Below are 17,227 nucleotides of genomic sequence, written 5' to 3' on the forward strand. Positions count from 1 at the left end.
GCCTTGCAGCCGCGCCTTACGGCTCCAGACCCGCGCAGCGCGCGGTATTGCGGATATGCGTTTCCATCTCGAGCTTCGCCCGTAGCCCGTCATTGGCCCTGAGCGCCGCAATGATCTTGCGGTGCTCGCCGATCGAGTCCCGCATACGCTCCGGGTCGGTGATCGGGATCGGCTGGCGTTGGGTCTCCGTCACCTGATCCCGCACTGTTTGATAGAGTGCCTTGAGCATAGCATTCGAGCAGGCGGAAACGATGGTGCCGTGAAACTCGAGGTCCGCCTCGACATTTGCGAGAAGGTCCTGGTTCGCCCAGCACTCTTCCATCGTCCGTGTCGCCTGCTCCATCTTGTCGAGCTGCAACTGGGTCAGACGGCCTGCCGCCAGCCGGGCGATCTCGCCCTCCAGCAGGATGCGTGTCTGGAAGACGTCGAAGACGGAATAGCTGTCGGAATACCGCCAGGGCGCCATGTGACCGGCGGCACCCGAACTAGGCGCAGAAGGACTTGCAACGAAGGTGCCCCGCCCTGCCTCGGTCTTCAACAGCCCCAGTGTTTCCAGCGTCAGCAGCGCTTCCCGCAGAGAGGCTCGGCTGATGCCGAACTTCTGGGAGAACTCGCGCTGGGAAGGGATCTTCTCGCCCGGCTTCAGCTGTCCGGACTGGATCATACCCTGAATTTCGCGTGCCACAGACTGCGGAACGAGCGTCTTGTTGAACATGCAGTCCCTTCCCTGGCGGCGTGCTTCAACGCGCAATCTATTTTTTTCGCCATCCTCTTGCCAAGCACAAAGCAGCATGCTTGTTTGGCCTGACTGGTCTGACCAGTTAGACCAATGTAGATTGAGTCATGTTCAAAAAACAAGGGGAACTCTCATGACACGTTCAACCACATTTAGAGCATCCATCTTCGCGGGCCTGTTGGCCGCATTTTCAACCGGCGCACAGGCCGCAGATCTGACCGTCGGCGCCAATATCGGCAACGTGCCCTGGGAATTCGAAGACGCCAGCGGCAAGGTCACGGGCTTCGAGGTCGATCTCGTCAACGAGATCGCCAAGCGCCTCGGCAAGACTGTTGAATTCGTCAACACGCCGTTCAACGGCCTCTTCCCGGCGGTCCAGTCGGGCCGCATCAACATGGCGATTTCGTCGATCACCATCACCGAGAAGCGCCTCGAATCCGTCTCCTTCGCGCAGCCCTATTATGACAGCGACCAGTCGCTGACCGTAACCGCCGCCTCCGGCATCACGGGCCTCAAGGACATGGGCGAGAAGGTCGTGGGCGTCGACACCGGCTCGACCGGCGACATGTGGGCGGACGCCAACAAGGCCGAATACAAGCTCGGCGAGATCCGCCGCTTCGAAGGCCTCCAGCCGGCCATGCTCGACCTCGTCGCCGGTCGCGTCGACGGCTATATCTCCGATATCCCTGCCCTCCTCTACTACGTGAAGGACAAGCCGGAACTGAAAGTGGTGGAGCGCATCCCGACAGGCGAGAAATACTCGATCATGTTCAACAAGAACGATCCGCTCGCAACCGAGGTCAACACCGTCATCACCACGCTCAAGCAGGAAGGCTTCATCGCCAAGCTGCACGAGACCTGGTTCGGCGCGAAGGCCGAGGACACCACCTCGACCGTCACCGTGCTCGACATGCCCAAGGGCAAGTAACGCTCGAAACGCAACCGGCGGGACACTCTCGTTCCGCCGGCCTGCCATGGGAGCCGATGCGGCATGACACTCATCAATACCTTCTTCAACCTCGACGTCTTGGCCGACAGTCTTCCTGCGCTGCTCTGGGGGCTGCTGGTCACGCTCCAGATCGGCGTGACGAGCATTCTCGTCGGCCTTGCCGGCGGCCTTTTCCTCGCAGTCGCACGCCTCTACGCACCGGCCTTCTTCAAGGTTCTGATCCGGATCTACATCGACATCTTCCGCTCGATCCCGCTTCTGGTGCTGCTGATCGTCGTCTACTACGCCTTGCCCTTCGTCGGCATTCGCCTCTCGCCCTTCCTGTCGGCGGTGACTGCCCTGTCTCTGGTGTCTGCTGCCTACACCGCCGAGATCTTCCGCGCCGGCATCGAGGCCATCCCGCATGGCCAGTTCGAGGCCTCCGCAGCCCTCGGTCTCTCCAACCGTCACACCATGGTCGACGTGATCCTGCCCCAGGCGATCCGCATCGTCATTCCGCCGCTCACCAACAACTGCATCAATGTGATGAAGGATACGGCGCTCGCTTCCGTTGTCGCCATGCCCGACCTCTTGAAGCAGGCGACCCAGGCCCAGGCACTCGCTGCCAATCCCACACCCCTCATCGGCGCAGCGCTGATCTACATCGCGCTCCTTTGGCCTATGGTCGCGATCGTCTCGCGCCTCGAGAAACATTTCAGCCGGGGGAAACGCTGATGACCGGAACCACTGCGCCCCTCATCTCGATCCGTGGGCTGACCAAGGCCTATGGCACCTTCACCGTTCTGCACGACATCGACCTCGACATATCAGAAGGTGAAGTGGTCTGCGTCATCGGCCCCTCTGGCTCGGGCAAGTCCACGCTGATCCGCTGCATCAATCATCTCGAGGCCTTTGCGCCAGAAAGCCGGATCACGGTCGATGGCATTCGCGTCGAGCCCGGCCCGGCGCTAGCCAAGGTGCGCGCGGAAGTCGGCATGGTCTTCCAATCCTTCAACCTCTTCCCGCACATGACCGTCTTGAAGAACGTCATGCTCGCCCCGATGCGGGTGCGCGGCACATCGGTGGCGGAAGCGGAGCGCAAGGCCCGCGAACTGCTGGCCCGCGTCGGCATCTCTGAGCAAGCCGAGAAGTTTCCAGGCCAGCTCTCGGGCGGCCAGCAACAGCGCGTAGCGATCGCCAGGGCGCTTGCGATGGAGCCGCGCGTCCTGCTCTTCGACGAGCCCACCTCGGCACTCGACCCGGAAATGGTGGGCGAGGTGCTGGACGTCATGCGCAAGCTGGCAGGCTCCGGCGTCACCATGGTGGTTGTCACGCATGAAATGGGCTTTGCCCGCCAGGTCGCCGACCGTGTGATCTTCATGGATGGCGGAAGGCTGGTCGAAAGCGGAGCACCGACCGAGATCTTCGACGCCCCACAGCATGAACGGACGCGCGGCTTCCTCCGCGCAGTCCTCAATCACTGAACAAGAAAAAACACTGGAGGACACCCCCGCAATGCCAGCCCCTTCCACAAAGCCGCTCGATCTCGACTATGTGCGCAGCCAGTTCCCGGGCCTCGCCCGCGGCTGGACCTTCTTCGACAATGCGGGAGGCTCCCAGATCCTCAAAAGTGCCGTCGAGCGGATCAACACCTTCCTCTTCGACAAGAATGTCCAGATTGGCGGCTCCTACAAGGTCTCCCAATCTGCCGCGGCCGCCCTCTTGGAGTCGCGAACCGCCGCCATGCATCTCGTCAATGCGAACCGCCCGGAAGAGATCGTGTTCGGCAATTCGACGACAGCCCTTCTGCAGAACCTCGCACGCGCCATGCACAGCCAGCTGACAGCCGGCGACGAGATCATCATCACCATCTCGGATCACGAGTCCAATATCGGCCCTTGGGACCGTCTGCAGGAACGCGGCGTGATCTTGAAGATCTGGCCGCTGAACAAGGAAACGCTGGCACTCGACCTCACCGATCTCGCGTCCCTGATGAGCGAGCGCACGAAGCTCGTCTGCGTCACCCATTGCTCGAACATCCTCGGCTCCATCAACCCGATCCGCGAGATCGCCGATTTTGTTCATGCCCGCGGCGCCAAGATCTGCGTCGATGCCGTCGCCTACGCCCCCCATCGGGCCGTCGACGTTCAGGCCTTCGACGTCGACTACTATGTCTTCAGTCTCTACAAGACCTATGGTCCGCATTACGCGCTGATGTATGGCAAATACGACCTGCTGCTCGAGCTCGACACGCTGTACCACTACTTCTACGGCCGCGACAAAGTGCCGGGCAAACTGGAGCCGGGCAATCCGAACTATGAGCTCGCCTATTCCACATGCGGCATCGTCGACTATCTCGTCTCACTCGGCGAACAGGCCGGCGAAACTGGAACGATCCGGCAGAAGATCGAAGCGGCCTATGGCGCGATCACCGCGCAGGAAGATGCGCTCACCGAACGCCTGCTCACCTATCTGCGGTCGCGCAATGACTGCATGATCGTCGGCCAGTCCGTGAACCGCGACAGCAAACGCGTCCCCACCATCGCCTTCCGCTTCGATGGACGCGAGGCGACCGACCTCTGCAAGGCCATGGACGCCGAGAAGATCGCCATGCGCTTCGGAGACTTCCATTCGCGCCGGCTTGCTGAATATCTCGGACTGACCGACCATGGCGGCATGCTGCGCGTCTCGATGGTGCATTACAACACGATCGAGGAAGTCGACCGCTTCACCACCGCCCTCGACACCATCCTCGCCGGTGAGGCGGGCCTCGCCAAGGCGAGTTGAAAACAAACTAAGAAGGACTGAGCGATGCGCTTCGATACGGTGATCCGCAACGGAACGGTGGTGACGGCAAGCGACACATTCGTCAGCGACGTCGGCATCAGGGAAGGCCGGATCGTGGCGCTGGCAGCAAACTTGACGGAAGCCGATGAGGTTATCGACGCGACCGGCCTTTTCGTGCTTCCCGGCGGCATCGACAGCCATGTGCATCTCGATCAGCCCTCGGGCGATGGCATCGTCATGGCGGATGATTTCGACAGCGGCACGCGGTCAGCCGCGATCGGCGGCAATAGCACGGTCTTGGCTTTCTGCATGCAGGAAAAGGGTCAGTCCCTGCGTGAAGCACTGAAGATCTACCACGCCAAGGCCGACGGGAAGTGCCATGTCGACGTTTCCTTCCACCTGGTGATCACGGATCCGACAGCGGAAGTGCTCGGCCAGGAACTGCCGGCCCTCGTGGAGGACGGCTATACCTCGCTCAAGGTCTTCATGACCTATGAGGGCCTGCGCCTGCGGGACGACGAGATCCTGGCGACCCTCGACACCGCACGTCGCACCGGCGCACTGGTCATGGTCCATTGCGAAAACGAAGACGCCATCCGCTACCTGATCGGGCGTCACGAGGAAGAGGGCAAGTTCGCGCCGAAATACCATGCCACCACCCGACCCGTGGCTGCTGAACGCGAAGCAACGCATCGCGCCCTCTCGCTCGCCGAAATCGTCGATGTGCCAATCGTCATCGTCCATGTCTCCAACCGCGAGGCGATGGAGGAAATCCGCCGCGCCCGCCAGCGTGGCCAGAAGATCGCTGGCGAGACCTGCCCGCAATATATGATGCTGACCGCCGACGACCTCGACCTCGAAGGGTTGGATGGCGCGAAATTCGTCTGCTCCCCGCCGCCGCGCGACAAAGCGAGCCAGGACGCCTGCTGGGAGGGCATCGAGCAGGGTGTCTTCGACCTTTTCTCCTCCGACCACTGCCCCTTCCGCTTCGATGATCCGGAAGGCAAGCTGAACGAGAAGGGCAAACGGCATTTCCGCTGGATCCCGAACGGCATTCCAGGCGTCGCGACCCGCCTGCCGATCCTGTTTTCAGAAGGCGTGATGAAGGGCCGGATCGACATCAACCGCTTTGTCGCGGTCACATCGACCAACCACGCAAAGCTCTACGGCATGTACCCGCAAAAGGGCACGATCGCGATCGGTTCGGATGCCGACATCGCACTCTGGGATCCGCACGAGCGCGTGACGCTGACCAACGACATCCTCCAGCACGGTGCCGACTACACGCCCTATGAAGGCCTGGAAGTGAGGGGCTGGCCGGTACGTCTGCTCATTCGCGGCCAGACGATCATGGAACGCGGCTCTGTCGTCGAGGCCGGGCAAGGACAGTATCAGAGCCGCAAGCGCTCGAACCTGATTGCGGACACCAATTCGGGCGCCTCAGTGAGGCCGTAGACAGACAGGCGGCGCTGCTCCGCTGCAGCCCGCCAGGAAAACCTAAACCACGGCTTCCGCTTCAATCTCGACTTCGTACTCGCCGACAAGGCCACCGGCTTCGATCAAGGTATTCGCTGGCAACACCTCGGAGAAGAACCGGCCATGCGCACGAGAGACAGGCTCCCACTGTGAGGCATCCTTGAGATAGATGCGGGTGCGGACGACATCTTCCATCTTTCCTCCGAGAGCCGAGATGGAAGCTGCGATCTTGTCGAGAATATAGGTCGCCTGCGCGCCAGGATCGCCAGGCGCCACACAACGGTTACTGCCGTGGGTCGCCGTCGTGCCCGATACCAGGATGCGGTCGCCGACCCGCACGGCCCGGCTGTAACCGGCCAGCGGCTCCCAGATACTGCCGGAGGAAACACGCATCCGATCCTCACGCCCTGGTACGGGAACTGCCGTGTAGACGGACGGGATTGCATCGAGGTGATGACTGAGATCGCCGGATGCGGTCAGGAAGGGCGGCTTGCGATACTCATCGCCGCAATCGCCGGGAATGGGTGTGGCCTCGGCAAAGGCGTTGTCGAGCAGAGCCCGGTCATCCGCATCCAATTCGAAGCTGAAGACCTTCAGGTTGTCGTTGCGGTGCTCGTTTTCGCCGAGCCGGGCCCCGATGATCGTCGCGGCAACGGCCGGATGCTCGAGAACCCAGCGGCTGGCAACGTTGGAGATCGAGACCCCGTGCTTGCGGGCGATCGTGGATGCCGCCCGCAGAATACCCTGGTAGATGGCCCATCCCCCAGCGGTATCGATAAACCGCTTGTATTTCGAGCGGCTCCAGTCGGGGATCGACGCGGGCTCCGGCTGACCGAGCCACTTCTCCGACAGAAACCCGCCGCAGAGCGTGCCATAGGCCAGAAGCTTCACCCCGCGCTTGAGACAAAGGGACGACAAATCGCCAGCAGCGCGTCTGTCGATCAGGGAGAAGGAGACCTGGTTGCTGGCGATCTCGATCCCGTCTGACAGCGCGAGATTGAGATGCGCGGCATCGAAATTGGTGAGGCCGAGGGCACCGATCAGCCCCTCCTCCTTCATCGCCTGCATTTCATGCAGGGCATCGAGCCAGGCCGGGTGTTCAAATGTCCACCAATGGAATTGCAGAAGGTCGACCTTGTCGACACCAAGGCGGGCAAGTCTGTCCTCCACACCCCGGCGCACCACATCGCGCGTCATCGGGCCAGGCTCAGGGCACCATTTCGTGAAGGCCACCGGTCGCTTTTCGCCAGCGGGATAGCGCTTCAGGAGATGGCCGGTGATGATCTCTGCCGATCCATAATGATCGGCCATGTCGAAGCTGTCGAACCCGGCCTCCGCATAGGCCTGGAGTGCATCAGCCCCCTGCTCCGGATCGACCATGGCACCATTCTTTTCGATATCGGCAACCTGCCAGAGGCCGCAGACGAGGCGGCTGATCGACAGGTCCGGGGTGAGATTGATGCGTTCGGGATGCTGGGACACGGAGATCATTCCTCGATGGTCAGGATTGTTTGTTGCGGCTGAGGCGCGCGAGCGGGCTCACCTCGCCGAACAGGCCGCGCGGACGCAGCAAAAGCATGAGGCAGAGCCCGACGCCGATCGCGACGATCTGCAAGGCGGCGGCCCGCGCCTGTTCCTCAGGCGGAACGAAGGCGGAGACGGCAGCGGCCGTCAGCGCCCACAGCCCCCAGACGAGAATGGCGCCGGCAATCGCGCCGCGGTTGTTGCCGGAGCCGCCCACGATCAACATGGCCCAGACCTGGAAGGTTAGAACCGGCATATAGTTGTCGGGCGCGATGAAGCCGATGAAATGTGCCTGGGCGGCCCCTGCAAGGCCCATGATGGCGCCGCCGACGGTAAACGCCTGCAAGCGAAAGCGGACAGGCCGCTTCCCGAGCGCCTGCGCGGCCACCTCGTCTTCACGGATCGCCCGCAAGACGCGTCCCCATGGGCTGCGCGACAAATGCTGAAGCCCGAGATAGAGGACCAGCACGACAAGAGCCATGAGGCCGCAATTGGCAAGACTGAAAAGCAGCGCATTGCCCTGCAGATCGGCGAAGGGGCGCGGAATGAAGCCGATCCCGAAGGCCCCGCCAGTGACGCTCTGCAGGTTGAGCATGCAGAGCTGGACGGTAACGGCGACGCCGAAGGTTGCGATGGCAAGGTAGTCGGATCTGAGCCGGATCGTCAGCGCGCCGACGGCCCAGGAAAGCGCGCCCGAGACGATGGCAGCTCCCAACCACCCAACGGCAATCGGCAAACCGAAGCCGCCAAACCGCTCTGCCGTGTCTGGCGTCGTGAGGATCGCCGAGGTATAGGCACCGACCGCGACAAATGCCGCGATCCCGACATTGAACAACCCCGTCATGCCCCACTGAACATTCAGCCCTAGGCAGATGATCGCATAGGTGAAAGCCATGGTGAGGAAGAAGGCGCCATAGGCGATAAGATCGATGCTCATGTCGCTTTTCCGAACAGGCCGCGGGGGCGGACGAGAAGAACCGCAATCAGGATGGCAAAGGACACCGCCGCCCGCCATTCGGCCCCGATAAGCTGAACCGTAAAGGCTTCGGAAAGACCGATGAACAGGCCGGCGATCATGGCGCCTGGAACCGAACCGATACCGCCGAGAATGGCGGCCGCAAACAGGGGCAGCAGGAGGTCGTGGCCGAGATAGGGGCGGATCTGGATGATCAGGCCGCTCATGATGCCGGCGATGCAGGCGAGTGCCGCACCTAAGAACCAGGCCGTTCGTATGACGCGGCGCACATCGATCCCGGCGATACCGGCAAGGCCTGGATTTTCGCTGACGGCGCGCATGGCCCGGCCGATATCGGTCCGCGTCATCACGAGATGAACGGTGATGACAGAGACCAGCGCCACGGCCAGCATGGCCAGCTGGTCCGGCGTTGCTCTGAGACCAAGACCCAGCTTCATCGCAATCTGCAGCGCCTGACTGAAATAGGCGGGCTTCGAGGTGAACAGGAATTCGAGCAGGCTGCGCAGTGCAAGCGACGCGCCAAAGCTTGCCATGACCATGATGATGATGGCGCTGCCGCGTCGCCGAAAGCTCGAAAACAGCGCGGCATCCACGGCAAGCGCCAGAAGCCCCGTCAAAGCGACGGCAAGCACGGCCGCGATCGGCAGCGACCAACCAAAGGAGAATGGCCCAATCGGCGTGGTGAGCCCTGCTGCCAGGACGCCCAGCGCGCTGCTGATACCGAGTGCAAGATAGGCACCCCAGGACAGAAGCTCACCATGCGCAAAATTGGAAAAGCGCAGGATCGAATAGGTGAGCGTGACACCGACCGCACCCAGTCCGATAATCGCGCCTGCAATCAGGCCGTCCATCAGGAATTGCGGGTTCATGGCGCGACCTCATTGGCTGCACGCCCGGTCGTGCCGAGATAGATCTTTCCGATGAGTGGATCATCGGCGAGATCGGCAGGCGTCCCCTCGTGGCGGATCTGCCCTTCGGCCAAGATGATGGCGCGATCGGCAATCGCCATGGCCGCCTTGACGTTCTGCTCGACCAGCACGATCGTCACGCCCTCGCCATTGATGCGCTTAAGCATGGAAAAAACCTCGCCAACGATCTTTGGCGACAGGCCGGCGGATGGTTCGTCAAGGATGAGCACCGGTGGATTGAGCGCCAGCGCGCGCGCCACGGCCAACATCTGCCGCTGCCCGCCGGAGAGCGCACCCGCCAGACGCTTCGGTTTCACGGCAAGATCCGGAAAACGGGTCAGCATCGTTTCGATGGCTTGGTTACGCTCTGGTTTCGGCAAGAGCGCCACGGCGATCTGAAGGTTTTCCAGAATGCTCATGCTGGCAAACACATTCTCCGTCTGCGGCACGAAAGCCAGACCTTCAGCCAGCTTGCGATGCGGAGCGACATCCGTGATGTCCCTCCCCGCCAGATGAATCCGACCCGAATGCACAGGCACCATGCCGGCAATCGCCTTGACGAAGGTAGATTTGCCAGCGCCGTTCGGCCCCAAGAGTATGACGAGTTCGCCCTGTGCGACTGAAAAATCCACGCCGCGAACAATGGGAAGGTCCGGCTCATAGCCAGCGACCAGCGCCGAGGTTGTGAGAACCGGGTCGATCATGCACCACCACCAAGATAGGCTTCGATGACAGCAGGATTGGACGCCACATCTGCTGGCGCCCCCTCGGCAAGCAGCTTGCCGAGGGCCATGGCCACCACCCGCGAGCAGAGCCTCGATACCATGTCCATGTTGTGTTCGATAAGGAGGATAGACTTGCCCTCCGCGTTGAGCGCCACCACCCGCTCCATGATCACTTCGAGCAGTGCCGGGTTCACCCCCGCAGCCGGTTCATCGAGCAGGATCACCTGCGGATCGGCCATCAGGACGCGCGCGAGTTCCAAAAGCTTGCGCTGGCCGCCGGACAGCACGCGTGCAGGTTCATGGGCCAGCCGCGACAGCGTGACGAAGTCCAGGATCGCATGCGCTTTCTCAAGTGCTGCCTTTTCTTCGCGGCGCACAAGGCGAGCTTTGAGAAAATTGGCAAACAGGCCTTCGCCCGTCTGCTTCTGAGCGCCGACAAGCAGGTTCTCAAGCACGCTCATTTCCAGAAAGGGGCGGGGAATCTGGAAGGTCCGAGCGACTCCATGGGCGATCCGCTTTTCCGGCGCTTGGCTGGAGACTTCACGCCCCTCGACCCAGATCTCACCGGAACTGGGCTTGAGGCTGCCTGCCAGCAGATTGAACATGGTGGTCTTGCCAGCTCCATTCGGACCGATCAGGCCCAGGATCTCGCCGCGGCCGAGCTGGAGCGACATGTCGGAGACCACCGTCAGCCCATCGAAATGCTTCGTCAGATGCCGTGCTTCGATGGCAGGCGGTGCTGCGGCACTCTGAAACGATCGTGATGGTGGGGAATGGGCGGCAGCCATCTGCAAAAATGAGCCTTGATTTGATCCGTGATGTTTGATCAAACTTTACGTGGACGCGAAAATCAACCGATATTTCTGGGAGGCTTGGAGGCGGGATGACGGACACGATTGGCCAATCGGACGACTTCCTCACGCCTGTCGGCAGAGAGACCTTGCAGGATCGGGTCTATGACCAGTTGCGCCGCACATTGATCAATGGCGGCTTTGCCGCAGGCGACATGCTACGGATCGTCGACATGGCAGATCGGCTGAAGACGAGCACCATGCCGGTGCGGGAAGCGCTTGGCCGGCTTGTCTCCGAACAGGCACTGGAAGCCCTGCCCAATCGCTCCGTCCGCGTGCCGCTGATAACGCGCGACCGGCTCGATGATCTGGAGCGTGCCCGCATCCTGATCGAGGGGCGTCTGGTGGCGCTCGCCTGTGACAGGCTGACGGCGGAAGACATCGAAAGCCTGAAACAGATCAACCGGGATTGCGAGGCGGCTTTTGAGCGGCATGGCCAGGACGTCGGCCCCGTCACCTCCGAAATCAACCATCGCTTCCATTTCCAGATCTATCGTGCTGCCTCCTCGCGTGTGCTGATCCCGATGGTTGAAAGCCTCTGGCTACAGTCCGGCCCCGTAGTTCGAGCCGCCGCCCATATCCACGACGAACAAGGCGGCCTTGCCGCAACAAACCACCACTGGACGCTGATCGAAGCCCTCGAAGCGCGCGATGAGGACGCTGCGATCAACGCGCTTTCCAATGACATCGGGCGCTCGTTCGATCTCGTGCGCGGGCGTCTCGACACCGGCGAAGAAGCGGCGTGAGGGAGAGCATCGATGAGCGGCACCGACACATTCGAGCTTTTTGACCTGCGTGTCGAGGTGGTGATCCCTGAGGGTGGGGCCGTCTATTGCGGCGCCAAGCCCGGCGACTATTTCGAGCTTCAGGGCGAGATGCTCTATCTTCCGCCCGGACAGGGACTGTCGATTTACTCCCTCGCCTCCGTCCTGCCCCTGCTTGCCGCCAAGCAGCGCCCGACCCATGCGCATGACTGGATGACGACAGACGCAGATATCGCCTGTCCGGATCCCAACTGCTCAACCCGATTGCGGATCCGGCGCACAGGCCTTCGCCGTTTCAGCCATGCCGCCACGACAGCCGTGCCCCTCGAAGGAAAAGAGTAACATGCAGCGCATCTCCATAGCCCCCGGTTACGAAATCTCCCGCGTCATCCGCGGCGGATGGCAGCTTGCCGGTGGCCATGGCGCCATCGATGAAGAGATGGCCATCGAAGACATGGTGGCCTTCGCCGATGCCGGCATCACCACCTTCGACTGCGCAGACATTTACACCGGCGTGGAAGACCTGATTGGGCGCTTCCGGCTGCGCTACCGCGACCTGCAGGGCCAGGCGGCACTCGATCGCATTCGCGTCCATACGAAGTTCGTGCCCGATCTCGGCGTGCTCCCGACGATCACCAAGGCCTATGTGGAAGGCGTGATCGACACGTCGCGCAAGCGCCTCGCCATGGAGCGTCTGGATCTCGTTCAGTTTCACTGGTGGGATTACGAGATGCCTGCCTGGCTGGAGACGCTCGGCTGGCTGAAGGAACTCCAGCAAGATGGGCGGATCGACAAGATCAGCGCCACGAATTTCGACAGCAAGCATGTCACGGCGATCCTCGATGGCGGGATCCCGCTGACCTCGCTGCAACTGCAATATTCGCTGCTCGACCGGCGCCCGGAAAAGCGCATGGTGGAACTCGCAGCCCGCCACGACTTCGCGCTGTTCTGCTACGGCACGGTCGCGGGCGGTTTCCTATCCGACCGCTGGCTCGGCAGGACGGAGCCTGAGCATCCGCTCGAGAACAGATCGCTGACAAAGTACAAGCTGATCATCGATGATCTCGGTGGCTGGGATCTGTTCCAGGCATTGCTGTCGACGCTTCGCAAGATCGCGGACCGCCATGCAACCGACATCGCAACGATCGCGAGCGCCGCCATGCTCCGCCGGCCAGGCGTGACGGCAGTTATCGTCGGCGCGCGCAATCGCGATCACCTCGCCTCCAACCTCGCCATCTCCAATGTCGTCCTGTCAGACGCCGACCTGTCGGAGATCGAGGCCGCCCTCGCTGGTGCACGCGAACTGGAAGGCGACGTCTATACGCTCGAACGCGACCGCACCGGGCGTCACGGCAGCATCATGAAATATAATCTCAACAAAGGGGAATGACATGAACAAGGGAAATCAGATGAAACGCCTCGTCCTGGCTTCAACCATGCTTGCGGGCATTGCGGTCGGTGCAGCACCTGCCGCGGCACAAGAGTGCGACATCACCGTCGGCGTGGTCATGGAACTGACCGGCCCTGCCGGCGAATATGGCAAGGCCGGCGCGAAATCCGTCGAAATGGCCTTCCGCGACTTCAACGACGCAGGTGGCGTCGGCGGCTGCAAGCTGGTCATGGATACCCGTGACAGCCAGAGCCAGGGCAATGTGGCCGTCGACCAGGCCACACAGCTCGTCAACATCAAGAAGGTGCCGGTCATCATCGGCGGGATCATTTCTTCGGTCTCGATCCCGATCCTGACCTCCGTCACGGCACCGGCAGGCGTCGTTCAGGTGTCTCCGGCATCGTCGTCCCCGACGCTGACCGCACTCGGCCGCGACGGCAAGACCAACGGTGTGTTCTTCCGCACCATCACCTCGGACGCGCTGCAGGGCACGGCGGCAGCCAAATACGCGCTCGACCAGGGCATGAAGAAGATCGCCATCATTCACGTCAACAACGACTTCGGCAACAATCTGATGCAGGAGTTCACGGCCGCCTACACCAAGCTCGGCGGAACGATCACCTCCACGACCCCCTACAACGAGAAGCAGGCGAGCTACTCCTCCGAAGCCTCGGTCGCCATGGAAGGCGAACCGGATGCGCTTTACCTCGTCTCGACACCGGTCGACGGTGCAACGATCGCCCGCGCCTGGATTTCCGGCGGCGGCGTGCAGAAATTCTTGTTCAATGACGGCATGAATTCCAAGGACTTCATCGCAAGCGTCGGCCCGCAATATCTGAACGAGGCCTACGGCACTTCGTCGGGAACCACGCCGACGGCCTCGACCGAATACTTCAACGCCAACTACGCCGAATTCTCCGGTGGCATTGAACCGTCGGCCCCGGCAGCCGATCGATCCTACGATGCAGGCGCTATAGTCGCCCTCGCCATCGCCAAGGCTGGCAAGGCCGACAAGGACGCGATCAAGACGGCGATTTCGGACGTCACAGCACCCGGCGGCACGCCGATCTACGCCGGCAAGGCCGAATTCGAGAAGGCGCTCGGCCTGCTCAAGGACGGCAAGCCGATCAAATACGAAGGCGTCATCGGCCCTGTGAGCTTTGACCAGTACGGCGACATCACCGGCCCCTTCCGCCTCTGGAAGATCACCGACGGAGAGGTTACGACCGTAGGCCAGATGGAGGCCGAAGCAGTGTCTGAAATCAAGGCCACGCTTTCGAAATAGTGGTCGCCTGAAAGACTAGACCGGGCGGCTCGCAAGGGCCGCCCGGTCCCGCATGGCTATCCAAACCGGACATCAGCGAGATCAGTTCGCTCTATCAATTCACGGCAGCCACCCTCTCCTGCCCCGTGTCACCTTGTCGAGCGACAATCCACCGTGCCAGCCACGCGCAGACCATCAGCTGGATCTGGTGGAAGAGCATCAGCGGTAGAACGATCGCGCCGACAGACTGGCCGGCGAAGATGACTCCGGCCATCGGCACGCCGCTCGCCAGGCTTCTCTTCGAGCCGCAGAAGATCGCGGCAATTCGGTCTTCCCGGCTGAAGCCGAAAAGTTTGGAGCCGAAGGCCGTAATGCCCAGGACGACGAGAAGCAGGACGATATCGAGGCCGATCACCAGAGCAAGGTCGGCAGTCGAAAACTTGGACCAAATGCCCTCGATCACGGCGTTGGAGAAGGCGAGGTAGACGACCATCAGGATCGAACCGCGATCGACGGGCGCAAGCAGCGACTTGCGGGCCCGAATCCAGTTGCCGATGAAAGGCTGCAACACCTGGCCAAGCACGAAGGGCAAGAAAAGCTGAAGCAGGATCTTCCAGATCATGTCCAGCGACACCCCGACATGACCGCCCGCCGAGAAGAGGACCGCAACAAGCGCCGGCGTCAGGAACATGCCGAGAATGTTCGACGCGGACGCAGCGCAGATGGCCGCTGGCACATTGCCGCCGGCAATCGAGGTAAACGCGATCGACGACTGCACCGTTGACGGCAAGACGCAGACATAAAGCAGGCCGAGATAGAGCGCCGGCGGGATCAACCAAGGGGACAGAAAGCCCAGCAGCAGACCGAGCAGCGGAAACACCACGAAGGTCACCGCGAGAATGAAGCTCTGGAGGCGCCAGTGCAGGAAACCCGCGATAACCACGTCAGTCGAAAGGCGAGCGCCATGCAGGAAAAACAAGAGCGCAACCGCCAGATTGGTCGCAAGGCCGAACCATTCCGCAGGCTCTCCCGAAATCGGCAGAAGGCTTGCCAGCACGACCATGGCGACGAGCAGCAGCGTGAAAGTATCTGGGAGGAAGCGTTTCATCTGAGGCTCCGGTCGATCTGGACAGACGGCCGAGACTAGTTATCGTCAAACCCGATGCAAGAAATAACAGTCATCGGAAAACGTGATATGCTCGACCTCGTTCACTTGCGCAGTTTCGTATCCATTGCCCAGCTCGCCAGCTTCACCCATGCCAGCCAGAAACTAGGCCTGCGACAATCGACCGTCAGCCAGCATCTGCAGCGGCTCGAAGAGGCGCTCGGCCGTCGACTGCTGGACCGCGACACCCACGGCGTCCGTTTGACGGCTGACGGAGAAGCCCTTCTTCCGCATGCGCGGCAACTTCTATCGCTCGAACGGCAGACGGCGTCCCTCTTTGAGGCGGCCCAGCCACGCGGTCGATTGCGGCTCGGGATTTCCGAAGATCTGGTCTCCGGTCAACTTCCGCTTCTCCTGCAGGACTTCATCGCCGATTATCCTGCCGTTGAACTCCATCTGACAGTGGCGCTGTCCAAGGATCTCGCCGACATGCAGGACAAGGGCGAACTCGATCTGGTCTTTGCAAAGCGGCGCCTTGGCGATCGCCGTGGTGAACCGATCCTGCGCGAACCGCTGGTCTGGCTCGCCGCAGATCCGGACGCTGTCCTGGCGAAACCCATCCTGCCGCTGATCGTCTTTCCACCACCGAGCCTGACGAGAACGCTCCTGATGGAGGCGCTGGAGCGCGCCGGGCAACCCTGGCGGATCGTCTGTTCCTGCCAGAGCCTGAGCGGCCTGACGGCTGCAGCGCGAGCCGGCATGGGCGTCCTTGTCCAGCCGCGCAACCTCGCGCCATCGGGGCTGAGGGAACTGCCCCCTTCCGCCCTGCCAGCGATCGAGGACGTCGAATTCATCCTCGTGGCGTCGCCCGGCGCGGACCGCAACACGGTAGCGGCCTTCACCCGCCTTGTCCGGGAGAGGGTGGCAAACGGCCTCCATCCCGCCCGCTGAGACCCTCCGTAGCTTTTGATCAAAAAGCGCTTGACGGTTCTCAACTGCGATGTTTGGACGAGTGGATACAAAAATCCAGTGAGCCAAAAATGCCGATTTCAACCGCCGCCACGGCGCATCTTGCCTCCACGGCCGAGCAGGAGGCCTATCTCCACCTGCAGCGTGCCCTGCGCGTCGGGCGCTATAAGCCGGGCGAGCGGCTGATACCGGAAGAGATCGCAGCCGAGATCGGCATGAGCCGCATGCCCGTTCGCGAGGCCTTTCGGCGGCTGGCGGCCGATGGTTTGGTCACACTGCGGCCCAATCGCGGCTGCGTCGTCGCCGGGCTGACGCTCGACGAAATCCATGAAACCTTCGAAATCCGCTCCGTGCTTGAGGGCCTTGCCGTTCGCCTCGCGACGCCGCGCATGAATTCCGAAACCTTTGAGGAGCTGGAGCGGCTGCTGGAGCGCATGGAACGCGCCGGACTGTCGGGCAGCAGCGACTGGGTCCTGCGCCATCAGGAATTTCACGCGCTCATCTACAGCCTGAGTGGTCGCCCGAAGCTGATCCGCCAGATTACCGCGCTGCATGTGGCGATCGAGCCCTACATGCGCATCTGGTTCGATTATGTCGACAAGCCGCTCTCCGCCCGCGAGGAACACCAGAAACTGATCGACGCCTTGCGGTCTGGCGATGCCCGCCATGCCGAGGCGATCATGCAGGAGCACATCATCGAAACGGCATCCATGCTTGCCGATTACGCCAGTCCCGGGCGGCCTTGAGCCCAGCCTGAAGATATGTCCGCAGCCGGGGGTACATCCGGCACGGACGGGGAACCGCCGCTATCCACGGCACAACAA

General features: G+C 61.9%; 18 protein-coding genes. 11 read left to right on the forward strand and 7 right to left on the reverse strand.

Translation table 11 applies throughout. The features are described from left to right. Positions 1-16: 16 nt before the first annotated feature. Positions 17-715: an FCD domain-containing protein gene (locus tag C0V73_RS20460; protein WP_102021867.1), complete on the reverse strand. Its 699-nt coding sequence runs from the start codon at positions 713-715 to the stop codon at positions 17-19. Between the two features lie 154 nt (positions 716-869). Between C0V73_RS20460 and C0V73_RS20465 the strand changes: the two genes are divergently transcribed. The 5 genes from C0V73_RS20465 (at position 870) to hydA (ending at position 5,906) form a co-directional block, all read left to right on the forward strand. Next, positions 870-1,664 carry an ABC transporter substrate-binding protein gene (locus tag C0V73_RS20465; RefSeq protein WP_102021868.1) on the forward strand — a complete coding sequence of 265 codons (795 nt, stop codon included), beginning with the start codon at positions 870-872 and terminating at the stop codon, positions 1,662-1,664. A gap of 63 nt (positions 1,665-1,727) precedes the next feature. After that, positions 1,728-2,399, forward strand: coding sequence for an amino acid ABC transporter permease (locus tag C0V73_RS20470; RefSeq protein WP_102021869.1), 672 nt, complete (start codon positions 1,728-1,730; stop codon positions 2,397-2,399). Further along, positions 2,399-3,148 (forward strand): amino acid ABC transporter ATP-binding protein, encoded by a 750-nt coding sequence (locus tag C0V73_RS20475; RefSeq protein WP_102021870.1) that lies wholly within the window; start codon positions 2,399-2,401, stop codon positions 3,146-3,148. Before C0V73_RS20470 ends, C0V73_RS20475 begins: the two co-directional genes overlap by 1 nt. A gap of 31 nt (positions 3,149-3,179) precedes the next feature. Beyond that, entirely contained in the window at positions 3,180-4,451 is a 1,272-nt protein-coding gene (locus C0V73_RS20480) for a cysteine desulfurase-like protein (protein WP_102021871.1), read from the forward strand. A gap of 24 nt (positions 4,452-4,475) precedes the next feature. Continuing rightward, a complete protein-coding gene (gene hydA, locus C0V73_RS20485) occupies positions 4,476-5,906 on the forward strand; it encodes a dihydropyrimidinase (RefSeq protein ID WP_102021872.1) in 1,431 nt (476 codons plus the stop codon). 42 nt (positions 5,907-5,948) lie between these two features. Here hydA and C0V73_RS20490 read toward each other — a convergent pair whose 3' ends face one another. From C0V73_RS20490 to C0V73_RS20510, 5 genes are read right to left on the reverse strand one after another with little or no spacing between them, the layout of a single operon-like run. Next, positions 5,949-7,418 (reverse strand): aldo/keto reductase, encoded by a 1,470-nt coding sequence (locus C0V73_RS20490; protein WP_102021873.1) that lies wholly within the window; start codon positions 7,416-7,418, stop codon positions 5,949-5,951. A gap of 10 nt (positions 7,419-7,428) precedes the next feature. Then, positions 7,429-8,388: a branched-chain amino acid ABC transporter permease gene (locus C0V73_RS20495; protein WP_102021874.1), complete on the reverse strand. Its 960-nt coding sequence runs from the start codon at positions 8,386-8,388 to the stop codon at positions 7,429-7,431. Then, positions 8,385-9,296 (reverse strand): branched-chain amino acid ABC transporter permease, encoded by a 912-nt coding sequence (locus tag C0V73_RS20500; protein WP_102021875.1) that lies wholly within the window; start codon positions 9,294-9,296, stop codon positions 8,385-8,387. The genes C0V73_RS20495 and C0V73_RS20500 overlap by 4 nt, the downstream gene beginning before the upstream one ends. Beyond that, complete coding sequence (locus C0V73_RS20505; protein WP_102021876.1) at positions 9,293-10,039, reverse strand: ABC transporter ATP-binding protein; 747 nt, start codon at positions 10,037-10,039, stop codon at positions 9,293-9,295. Before C0V73_RS20505 ends, C0V73_RS20500 begins: the two co-directional genes overlap by 4 nt. Next, complete coding sequence (locus tag C0V73_RS20510; RefSeq protein WP_102021877.1) at positions 10,036-10,848, reverse strand: ABC transporter ATP-binding protein; 813 nt, start codon at positions 10,846-10,848, stop codon at positions 10,036-10,038. Before C0V73_RS20510 ends, C0V73_RS20505 begins: the two co-directional genes overlap by 4 nt. A 95-nt stretch (positions 10,849-10,943) precedes the next feature. Here C0V73_RS20510 and C0V73_RS20515 point away from each other — a divergent pair, with 95 nt between their 5' ends. The 4 genes from C0V73_RS20515 to C0V73_RS20530 are packed head-to-tail and all read left to right on the forward strand — an operon-like array spanning position 10,944 to position 14,350. Beyond that, entirely contained in the window at positions 10,944-11,657 is a 714-nt protein-coding gene (locus C0V73_RS20515) for a GntR family transcriptional regulator (RefSeq protein ID WP_102021878.1), read from the forward strand. A 12-nt stretch (positions 11,658-11,669) separates the two neighbouring features. Beyond that, the gene (locus C0V73_RS20520) at positions 11,670-12,017 is read left to right on the forward strand and encodes a TIGR04076 family protein (protein ID WP_102021879.1); all 348 of its coding nucleotides are present in this window, start codon (positions 11,670-11,672) and stop codon (positions 12,015-12,017) included. Position 12,018: 1 nt separating this feature from the next. Next, entirely contained in the window at positions 12,019-13,065 is a 1,047-nt protein-coding gene (locus C0V73_RS20525) for an aldo/keto reductase (protein WP_102021880.1), read from the forward strand. Positions 13,066-13,084: 19 nt separating this feature from the next. Further along, complete coding sequence (locus C0V73_RS20530; RefSeq protein ID WP_102021993.1) at positions 13,085-14,350, forward strand: ABC transporter substrate-binding protein; 1,266 nt, start codon at positions 13,085-13,087, stop codon at positions 14,348-14,350. A gap of 94 nt (positions 14,351-14,444) precedes the next feature. On the opposite strand, the gene C0V73_RS20535 is transcribed toward C0V73_RS20530, so the two are convergent. Next, positions 14,445-15,437 (reverse strand): bile acid:sodium symporter family protein, encoded by a 993-nt coding sequence (locus C0V73_RS20535; protein WP_102021881.1) that lies wholly within the window; start codon positions 15,435-15,437, stop codon positions 14,445-14,447. Between the two features lie 87 nt (positions 15,438-15,524). On the opposite strand from C0V73_RS20535, the gene C0V73_RS20540 reads away from it, so the two are divergent. Continuing rightward, positions 15,525-16,385, forward strand: coding sequence for a LysR substrate-binding domain-containing protein (locus tag C0V73_RS20540; protein ID WP_102021882.1), 861 nt, complete (start codon positions 15,525-15,527; stop codon positions 16,383-16,385). 89 nt (positions 16,386-16,474) lie between these two features. Further along, positions 16,475-17,149, forward strand: a complete 675-nt coding sequence (locus C0V73_RS20545; RefSeq protein ID WP_102021883.1) for a GntR family transcriptional regulator — start codon at positions 16,475-16,477, stop codon at positions 17,147-17,149. Positions 17,150-17,227 lie beyond the last annotated feature (78 nt).

It is taken from the genome of Rhizobium sp. TH135, assembly GCF_002855515.1.
Taxonomy (GTDB): domain Bacteria; phylum Pseudomonadota; class Alphaproteobacteria; order Rhizobiales; family Rhizobiaceae; genus Allorhizobium.

Bases quoted from the DNA above. Each gene is read 5' to 3' on its own strand.
- C0V73_RS20460 (WP_102021867.1), bottom strand. From the start codon at position 715: ATGTTCAACAAGACGCTCGTTCCGCAGTCTGTGGCACGCGAAATTCAG.
- C0V73_RS20465 (WP_102021868.1), top strand. From the start codon at position 870: ATGACACGTTCAACCACATTTAGAGCATCCATCTTCGCGGGCCTGTTG.
- C0V73_RS20470 (WP_102021869.1), top strand. From the start codon at position 1,728: ATGACACTCATCAATACCTTCTTCAACCTCGACGTCTTGGCCGACAGT.
- C0V73_RS20475 (WP_102021870.1), top strand. From the start codon at position 2,399: ATGACCGGAACCACTGCGCCCCTCATCTCGATCCGTGGGCTGACCAAG.
- C0V73_RS20480 (WP_102021871.1), top strand. From the start codon at position 3,180: ATGCCAGCCCCTTCCACAAAGCCGCTCGATCTCGACTATGTGCGCAGC.
- hydA (WP_102021872.1), top strand. From the start codon at position 4,476: ATGCGCTTCGATACGGTGATCCGCAACGGAACGGTGGTGACGGCAAGC.
- C0V73_RS20490 (WP_102021873.1), bottom strand. From the start codon at position 7,418: ATGATCTCCGTGTCCCAGCATCCCGAACGCATCAATCTCACCCCGGAC.
- C0V73_RS20495 (WP_102021874.1), bottom strand. From the start codon at position 8,388: ATGAGCATCGATCTTATCGCCTATGGCGCCTTCTTCCTCACCATGGCT.
- C0V73_RS20500 (WP_102021875.1), bottom strand. From the start codon at position 9,296: ATGAACCCGCAATTCCTGATGGACGGCCTGATTGCAGGCGCGATTATC.
- C0V73_RS20505 (WP_102021876.1), bottom strand. From the start codon at position 10,039: ATGATCGACCCGGTTCTCACAACCTCGGCGCTGGTCGCTGGCTATGAG.
- C0V73_RS20510 (WP_102021877.1), bottom strand. From the start codon at position 10,848: ATGGCTGCCGCCCATTCCCCACCATCACGATCGTTTCAGAGTGCCGCA.
- C0V73_RS20515 (WP_102021878.1), top strand. From the start codon at position 10,944: ATGACGGACACGATTGGCCAATCGGACGACTTCCTCACGCCTGTCGGC.
- C0V73_RS20520 (WP_102021879.1), top strand. From the start codon at position 11,670: ATGAGCGGCACCGACACATTCGAGCTTTTTGACCTGCGTGTCGAGGTG.
- C0V73_RS20525 (WP_102021880.1), top strand. From the start codon at position 12,019: ATGCAGCGCATCTCCATAGCCCCCGGTTACGAAATCTCCCGCGTCATC.
- C0V73_RS20530 (WP_102021993.1), top strand. From the start codon at position 13,085: ATGAAACGCCTCGTCCTGGCTTCAACCATGCTTGCGGGCATTGCGGTC.
- C0V73_RS20535 (WP_102021881.1), bottom strand. From the start codon at position 15,437: ATGAAACGCTTCCTCCCAGATACTTTCACGCTGCTGCTCGTCGCCATG.
- C0V73_RS20540 (WP_102021882.1), top strand. From the start codon at position 15,525: ATGCTCGACCTCGTTCACTTGCGCAGTTTCGTATCCATTGCCCAGCTC.
- C0V73_RS20545 (WP_102021883.1), top strand. From the start codon at position 16,475: ATGCCGATTTCAACCGCCGCCACGGCGCATCTTGCCTCCACGGCCGAG.